The organism is Streptomyces sp. NPDC057702, assembly GCF_042799315.1.
Lineage (GTDB): Bacteria > Actinomycetota > Actinomycetes > Streptomycetales > Streptomycetaceae > Streptomyces.
On record NZ_JBHVJC010000013.1, the window covers coordinates 199,719 to 207,121 of the forward strand.

Here is a 7,403-nt window from a genome sequence, read left to right on the forward strand (position 1 = left end):
TTCGCCGGATGGCCGACCACCAGGGGGAACGGGTGGCGGAGGCCCTGCGGGAGCTGGGGGCGAGCCGGGCCGAGTTCCGGGAGGCGAACCGGCGCTGGCAGGCCATGGTGCGCTCGCCGCGACAGCGGGGCGCCGTCCGGCGCTACCGCTCGGTCCTCGGGCCGCCCGAGGCCACGGGGCGGCGCCGGATCGGCGACCTGACCTGCGAGGCGCTGACCTGGCGGGTGCCGTTGTGGCCCACCCTGCGGTTCGAGGTGCTGGTCGGGCCGGGCGGGGCGGTCTGGAACGAGTGGCTCGTCCGTGCCCCGGGGGTGCCCGGCCCCGCGCTGCGTACGGTCGACGACCTCGTGCCGTGGTCGTGCACCGTGGACGAGGTGGCCCGCGCCTTCGCTCCGGCGCGACCGATGGAGGGCACGGCGCCGACCCGCTGGCGGCTGGCGTTCTCGGCACCCCTCGGGAGCCCCGGCTTTACGGGGCTCGCGGAGCACCCGAAGGCGGACGACGCGGGCGGGACGGCCGGGGCGGACGGCGGGGTGGCACGGGGTGACTACGTCGCGGAGTTCACCTGGGGGCTGCTCCAGCGGGTGATGGCGGCCGGGCCCGAGGCGCGGTGACGGTCCGCGAACGCGCCCGAGCCGCGCCGGCCCGCTGGCTGTCCTGACCCGGTCGCGGTGCGGGCCCGGTCGCGGTGCGGGCCCGGTGGCTGCCCTGACCTGGCGGGCGCCCTCGTCCGGTGGCTGTCCTGACCCGACGGCGGCGTGCGCCGGGTGGCTGTCCTGACCCGACGGTGGTGCCAGCCGGCGGATGCTCTGGCTCGGCGGGCGTGCTCGTCCGGCGGCTGTCCCGACACGGTGGGCGGGCAGGTGCGTACGGGGCGGGGGCGGGGCGCGGGCCGGGCGGAGTCCTCGTGCGGGCCGTACGACATACGGGCCCCGAGGTGCGTGCGCTCCGAGACGCGCGGTGGGCGCGGCGCGCGAGGGGGTCGCGCACGCCGCCTGCGGCGGTGAACGTGGGCCGGTGGGCGGTCGCCCGGGGCGGTGAGTCGCGCGGTCCGGGAGGGGCGTGGGTCAGGTGGTGGGGATGTTCCAGCCGGTGATCGTGGGGCGGCCGTGCTCGGTGCCGATGCTGCTCACGGTCGCCGTCTCCAGGCGGAAGAGGGCACCCGAGGCCACCGGGAGGCCCAGTCGACGGGCCGCGAACACCCGGAGAACGTGCGCGTGCGCGACCAGCAGGACATCGCCGGTGGGCCCGGCGGCGGAGTCCGCGTCCAGCAGCGGGGCGAGCCGGGCGAGCACTCGGTCGACACGGGCGCCGATCTCGCGCGGGGACTCGCCCGGGTGCTCCGGGGAATTCCCCGGAGCACCGTCGGTCCACAGCGACCAGCCCGGTCGGGCCCGGAGAATGTCGGGCGTGGTGCGGCCCTCGTACTCCCCGTAGCCCCATTCGCGCAGGTCGGGCTCGGTCTCGGCGCGGTCAAGCAGACCGGCGAGGCGAGCCGTGTCCCTGGCCCGTGAGCGCGGGCTGACCAGGACCCTCGCGAGGGTCCTGGCCGCCAGCAGCGGACGGAGGGCGCGCGCTTGCTCCGCGCCCCGCTCGGTGAGCGGCAGCTCAGTCCAGCTGGTGTGCTGACCCGAACGGCTCCAGTCCGTCTCGCCGTGCCGAACCAGCAGCAGTTCAGCCACCGGCACCCTGCTGCTTGGCCGCCGCTTCGGCGACCGAGGCCCGCACCTCGTCCATGTTCAGCGCGCGGGCCTGACCGATCACGTCCTCCAGCGCGGCCGACGGCAGCGCTCCCGGCTGGGCGAAGACCGCGATGTTGTCACGCACGATCATCAGCGTCGGGATGGACTGGATCTCGAACGCCGCCGCGAGCTCAGGCTGCGCCTCGGTGTTGACCTTGGCGAAGACCAGGTCCTCGTGACGCTCGGACGCGCTCTCGAAGACTGGGGTGAACGTGCGGCACGGGCCGCACCAGGAAGCCCAGAAGTCGATCAGGACAAATTCACTCCCAGAAACGATCTCGTCAAAGTTGTCCTTGGTGAGTTCCACCGTGCTCATGTGCGGCTCCCTGCTTTCCGTCTCGGCGGTGGTTCCGGCTACCGTAACGGTCCCTGCGCGCGCGCTATTCCCGCGAGCGCCGCATATTTTGGAACCGTTCGCCGCCGGGCGTGGTCGAAGGTACGACGGGCGTCTGCTGCCCCGTCGCGGGCCGCCATAACACCTGACGTTATGGGGTTTTGACATTGGTCGCACAGCGGGCGGGGCGGGATAGTGAAGCCACGGCCGGGTCCTCCGCAAGCCGTCAGCTCCTGGGGAGCGGTGGCCCGTCCCGTGCCGGTCGCGGGGCTCCGGGACCGGTACAGCCACCCCCCACGCAAGTCTCCAGCGGCCGACAGCCGTGGTCTCACGCCTGTCGGCCGCTGGGCCCACCACCCGCCGCCGACCGCACGCCCCGCGCCGACCCCCCGCACGCCGGTCCGACCCCGGGCTCCGTCCCGCCCCCGGGCCCGGTGCGTCCCTCGGCGCCTCGGCGGCCCCGGGCGCCGGCTACTCCAGGTTCGTCGCGCGCCGCCGCCCGGCGAACCCCTCCTCCGCCGCCGTGACCAGCGCCTTCTGACGGGCGGCGAGCCGCCCCGGGGAGCGCCAGGCCAGCACGTGGCGGACCCGGATCGGGTCGCCGGTCAGCCGCTTGGCGGCCATGCCCTCGCGCATCCGCACCCCGCCCTGGGCGAGGGCTATCGCGGCCCCCTGGATGACCAGGTCGAACGCGGTTCCGGCGTCGACGATGTCGTGGTCGATACGGGGCGTGAACCCGGCCGCCACACAGGTGGCGATGAACGCCGCGCGGTCGCCGCCGTCGCGTTCCAGGGGTGACATGGTCCAGCTCTCGTCGGCCAGGTCCGCGAGGTCCACACGCTCCTCGCCGGCCAGGGGGTGCCCGTTCGGGAGCAGGACCAGGGCGGGCTCGACGCCGATCACCGCGTGCGTGACGCCGGCCTGCGGCTTGGACTCGTAGCCGAAGACGTCGGTGACGGCGGCGACGTCGAGCTGGTCGCTGGCGAGGCGGTCCAACGCCCAGGAGGCGGAGGGGAACTGGTGCGAGACCACGGGCGCGTCGATCAGCGCGGACAGCTTGGTGGCCAGATGCGAGAAGACCGGGCCGGGCGAGCCGCCGAGCCGTACCGTCGCGGTCTCGACGGCCGCGATGCGCTTGCTCTCGCGGATACGGTCGGCGCTGGCGACGGCGTTGCGCGCGTGCGCGAGCACCTCGTCCCCGAAGCGCGTCGGCCGTACGCCGGTGACCTCGCGGACGAACACCGGCCGCCCCAGCGCCGACTCGATGCGCTTGAGCTGGGTGGAGACCGCGGGCTGGGACAGCAGGAGGAGGGCAGCGGCCCTGGTCAAGCTGCCGGCATCCGCGATCGTCACCAGCAGGCGCAGGTGCCGCAACTCCAGTTCCATAGGTCCCGCAACCTATCGCTCTTCCACGCCACCGAGAAGGAGTCCCGCACGGCACTCCGTGCCACGCCGTTCGTGCGCACACTCCACCCGCCCCGCCACGCGCGTCCCGCCGCCCCCACGCACCCGCGGGCCCACGTCCGGCCCGGGCGCCGGTGCCCCACGTGCCCGCGCCCGCCACCCACCGCGCCGTGGTCGCGATGGTGACCGGCAGGGGTGCATCCGGGAATTCCCCGTGCGAAGCGGAAAGTGCGCGGCGCCTGTCCAGACGTCTCCAGTCGAGAAGCGGGCGGGCCGTTCCCGCGCCCCGTACGGGCGGCGGGCCCGGTCCCTTTTCCGCGTCTCATTCCGCGTCACCGTCCGATGGGGGTGGAGCGCCTCGGCGGCGCTCTTCCTCGGGCCTCTCCCCCGGTGTGCGGTTCGCGTTTCCCCCGCGCTGTCGGAAGTCGCTCACCGCGTCGTGAGGTGGGAAATGCGACAGGCCCACGAGGAATGCCGGAAAGGGAAATCCCGAGGGCGGGAGAGGCGGATTCCGGTCGGATGGTCACGGGAGAGCGTGGCGGCATGCGGAAGGGAAGTGGGCGGCGGGGAAAAGGCGACCGATGTCGGCCGGTCGCCGAACAGGCCGACCATTCGACGCGCCCCGCCGGGGAATCGCCCCACCCGGGCCGGACGGACCCCGCGCCCGGCCCACGGGCCCCGTGCCGACCTATGGAGGCCGCCCCGCGCCGGCGTACGACCGGCCCGCCCCTGACGGGACCCGGCCCCGTGCCCCGCGTCCGGCCCCTCCCGGGTGCGCCCGCCACCCCGGGGGCCTGGCGCTCCGTTACGGGTCTCGGCGGGTCTGCGGGCGGCCCAGGAGTTCGGCCAGGCCACGGCGGGTGGCGACCAGGACGACGCGGTCGGTGGGGCGCAGCTCGTACTCCGGGTCCAGGTCCCACACCAGGTGGCGGGCCACGTCGCCGGGCGATCGGGGCGCGCCGAGGTCGGCCGCGCGCTCGCCGGGCTCGGAGGTGTCCAGGGCGAGCACCCGCCACGCGCCGGCCCGGAACGCCCGCGCGACGGTGCGGCCGGCCAGCTGCGGATGGCCCGCCACCTCGACGGCGGCCACCAGCAGCACCTTGCGTTCCACCGAGAAGGCGCCCAGGACCTGGCGGCCCATCATGGCGCCGGCGAAGGCGGGCGCGGCCAGCGAGGAGACGCTGCGGCTGCGGGTGAGGGCGTGCGGGTGGGCGGCTCGCAGGGTGCGGTAGACGGCGGTGGCGAAGTCGTCGTCGTACAGGCGCAGGGCCACCCGGACGTCGGGGTGGACCGAGCGGGCGTACAGCGCGGCCTCCAGGTTGGTGATGTCCACGCTGGTCAGGGCCAGTAGCGCGTGCGCGCGGTGGATCTTGGCGGCTTCCAGGACGCCCTCCTGCGTGACGTCGCCCAGCACCGTGGGCACCCGCAGCCTGCGGGCCAGGGCGATGCCACGGGCCTGCGGGTCGTTCTCCACGCACACCACCGGGATGTCGAGCTCGCGCAGGCGGACCAGCACCCGGGTGCCGATCTTGCCGAGTCCCAGGAGCACCACGTGCCCCGACAGGCCGCGCGGTGGGCGGCGGAGGGCGGAGGCCGTACGGAAGGTGCCGAACGCCTCCAGCGCGGCGGCGACCATCACCGGCAGCAGCATCAACCCGATGAGCCCGGAGACGAGTTGCGTCGCCTGGCGGCTGGTGGGCTCCCCCACGGCCGGGTCGCCCATGGCGAACAGGTCGAGCAACGTCAGGTAGGCGGCGTGCAGCGGGTGGTCGCCGGTGGTCAGCCAGGAGGCCACGGCCAGCGCGAGCACCGCGGCGCACACGCCGGCGATCGACCAGCGCAGCCGGGTGGGCAGCAGGGACGTCAGCGGCGCCCAGTGGGGGCCGAAGCGGCGCGCGGCGGGCGCGGGGACGTCGTGCGAGACGGCCTCCAGGACCAGCGCGCGCCGGCCGTCGGCGTCGTGGACGGCGTCCTCGTCGGGGAGGAGTCGCGGGCCCTCGGCGCCGCTGCTGTCGGAGCCCTCGGCGCCGGCCGGGTCGCCCACGGTCGAGGAGAGCAGCGCGAGGACGCCGAGCCCGGGGTCGGCGACCTGGCCGCTGGGTGCCGGGGCGCGCTCGACCACGCGCAGCATCAGCCCGTCGGCCTGGACGACCTTGCTGGTTCCGGCGATGGCGGTGACGGCCAGCGCGGGGGCCGCGGTGTCGGCGTCGGACAGGACGGTGGTGATCGCCTCCGGCGCGGCCCCGCCCGCTGGGCCGTCGGGCGGGGCGGCGACGGCGGCGGCCTGGTCGAGGAGTTCCTCCAGGCGCTGGCCGAGCTTGCGGTTGTAGAGCCGGATGACCAGGCGCAACCGGGGGCTGAGGCGGCGGGCGACGAGGGCGGCCCGGATGTTGGTCTCGTCGTCGTCGTGGACCAGGGCGAGGGCGGCGGCCCGTTCCACCCCCGCCAGGGCGAGCGCGGCCTCGTCGGGTTCCGCCGCCTCCAGCACGGTGGGGCCGGCGCTCGCGTTCGCGGGGTCGGCGCCGCCCACGGTCGCACGGGCCATCGCGGCGCTCACGCGCCCGAACAGCGCCGTCGCGCGACCGACGGCGCGCCCCCGCGCGCGCTGCCCGGCGACTTCCTGCGCGGGCGGCACCACGAGGGTGACGCGTTCGCCGTAGACGCCGCGCAACTCGGCGGCGAGCCGGTGGGCCAGGGCGTCGTCACCGGACACGATCATGTGTCCGGTCAGCGGGGCGGGCGGATCGGCCTGGGGGGTCAGGGAGAGCGAAGACACATCTGTAGAGAGTCCCGTGCCGCGATGTCAGTTCCCCGCGCGCCCGTGCCGCGCGCCCCGCGCCGGGTCCCCGCCCGCGCGGGGTGTGCGCCCGGCCGGGTGGGCGGGGCCCCGGTCGGCCCGTGGTGTCCCGGGCGTGTCAAGGCGATGCATTCATCGGGCAATTGGTCGGCCCGTGCGGTACGCGGCGTGGGGTGGGCCATGGCGTTCGGTGGGCGTCCGGCGGGTGGTTGGGCCGTGTTGGTGTGGTCTCTTTCGCGGCCCTCTCGGAGTGGTTCCGTGGCACAATGCGCAGGGCCGTCGCCGCCAGCGCTGATCGGTGTGGGGAATTACCGCACGGGTGGCGGCAATTGACCGTGCGAGGCGAAACGGGGGGCCTTGTTCCGTTCGGCTCGCGAGACGCTCGCGGGTATGTCCGGTCGTACGCGCACACGGGGCGCCGCGATGTCGGCCCTTTCGTTTTCACCCCCTGCTGTTCCGCCGGTTCGACCTCATTCGCACCGCGTTCATATCGTCATCGTTCATGTGCTAGGAGCACCGCATGCCTCTCGACACCTCTTACGTCGGACGGGTTTATCCGCCCACTGAGCCCTATGAGGTGGGCCGCGAGAAGATTCGCGAGTTCGCGGCGGCCGTGGGGGACGCGAACCCCGTCTTCGTGGACCCCGGGGCGGCGCGGGAGCACGGGCACGCCGACGTGATCGCCCCGCCGACGTTCATCTTCACGCTGGCGCAGCGGGCCACCGACCAGGTGGTGCACGACCCGGAACTCGGCCTCGACTACGACCGCGTGGTCCACCGCGACCAGCGCTTCGAGTACAGCCGGCCCATCCACGCGGGCGACCGGCTGACGGTGGTCGTGCACGTGGACGGCATCAAGGCGCTGGCCGGCAACGACGTGGTGGACCTGCGGGGCGAGGTGGGCACCGACGAGGGTGAGCACGTGGTCACCGTCTATCTGACGCTGGTCTCACGGGCCGCGGCCTGAGCGGGGCGGGGCCTGAGCGGGGCGGGGCCCGCGCGAGGGCGCCCGCCACCGGGGCGGGCGCCGCGCGCGGCCGGCCACCCGGGCGGGGGGGGGCCGCCCAGCTGGCGGACCCCCCCCCCCCGCGCCCCGCGCCGGCGGGGGCGGATACACAAAAACAAG

At 75.1% G+C, this 7,403-nt stretch carries 6 protein-coding genes; 2 read left to right on the forward strand and 4 right to left on the reverse strand.

The features are described 5' to 3' along the window. Positions 1-8: 8 nt before the first annotated feature. Positions 9-614: a hypothetical protein gene (locus ACFVFR_RS12605; protein WP_383700383.1), complete on the forward strand. Its 606-nt coding sequence runs from the start codon at positions 9-11 to the stop codon at positions 612-614. Between the two features lie 453 nt (positions 615-1,067). On the opposite strand, the gene ACFVFR_RS12610 is transcribed toward ACFVFR_RS12605, so the two are convergent. From ACFVFR_RS12610 to ACFVFR_RS12625, 4 genes are all read right to left on the reverse strand, one after another. Then, positions 1,068-1,682, reverse strand: coding sequence for a histidine phosphatase family protein (locus tag ACFVFR_RS12610; RefSeq protein WP_383700339.1), 615 nt, complete (start codon positions 1,680-1,682; stop codon positions 1,068-1,070). Further along, the gene (gene trxA / locus ACFVFR_RS12615) at positions 1,675-2,058 is read right to left on the reverse strand and encodes a thioredoxin (protein WP_383700342.1); all 384 of its coding nucleotides are present in this window, start codon (positions 2,056-2,058) and stop codon (positions 1,675-1,677) included. The genes ACFVFR_RS12610 and trxA overlap by 8 nt, the downstream gene beginning before the upstream one ends. Before the next feature lie 489 nt (positions 2,059-2,547). Then, positions 2,548-3,462, reverse strand: a complete 915-nt coding sequence (locus tag ACFVFR_RS12620; protein WP_383700345.1) for a LysR substrate-binding domain-containing protein — start codon at positions 3,460-3,462, stop codon at positions 2,548-2,550. A gap of 823 nt (positions 3,463-4,285) precedes the next feature. Further along, entirely contained in the window at positions 4,286-6,199 is a 1,914-nt protein-coding gene (locus ACFVFR_RS12625; protein WP_383700385.1) for an NAD-binding protein, read from the reverse strand. 598 nt (positions 6,200-6,797) lie between these two features. On the opposite strand from ACFVFR_RS12625, the gene ACFVFR_RS12630 reads away from it, so the two are divergent. Further along, complete coding sequence (locus tag ACFVFR_RS12630; protein ID WP_383700348.1) at positions 6,798-7,244, forward strand: MaoC family dehydratase N-terminal domain-containing protein; 447 nt, start codon at positions 6,798-6,800, stop codon at positions 7,242-7,244. Positions 7,245-7,403 lie beyond the last annotated feature (159 nt).

Coding starts and splice junctions, on each gene's coding strand:
- ACFVFR_RS12605 (WP_383700383.1), top strand. CDS start 9: ATGGCCGACCACCAGGGGGAACGGGTGGCGGAGGCCCTGCGGGAGCTG.
- trxA (WP_383700342.1), bottom strand. CDS start 2,058: ATGAGCACGGTGGAACTCACCAAGGACAACTTTGACGAGATCGTTTCT.
- ACFVFR_RS12620 (WP_383700345.1), bottom strand. CDS start 3,462: ATGGAACTGGAGTTGCGGCACCTGCGCCTGCTGGTGACGATCGCGGAT.
- ACFVFR_RS12625 (WP_383700385.1), bottom strand. CDS start 6,199: ATGATCGTGTCCGGTGACGACGCCCTGGCCCACCGGCTCGCCGCCGAG.
- ACFVFR_RS12630 (WP_383700348.1), top strand. CDS start 6,798: ATGCCTCTCGACACCTCTTACGTCGGACGGGTTTATCCGCCCACTGAG.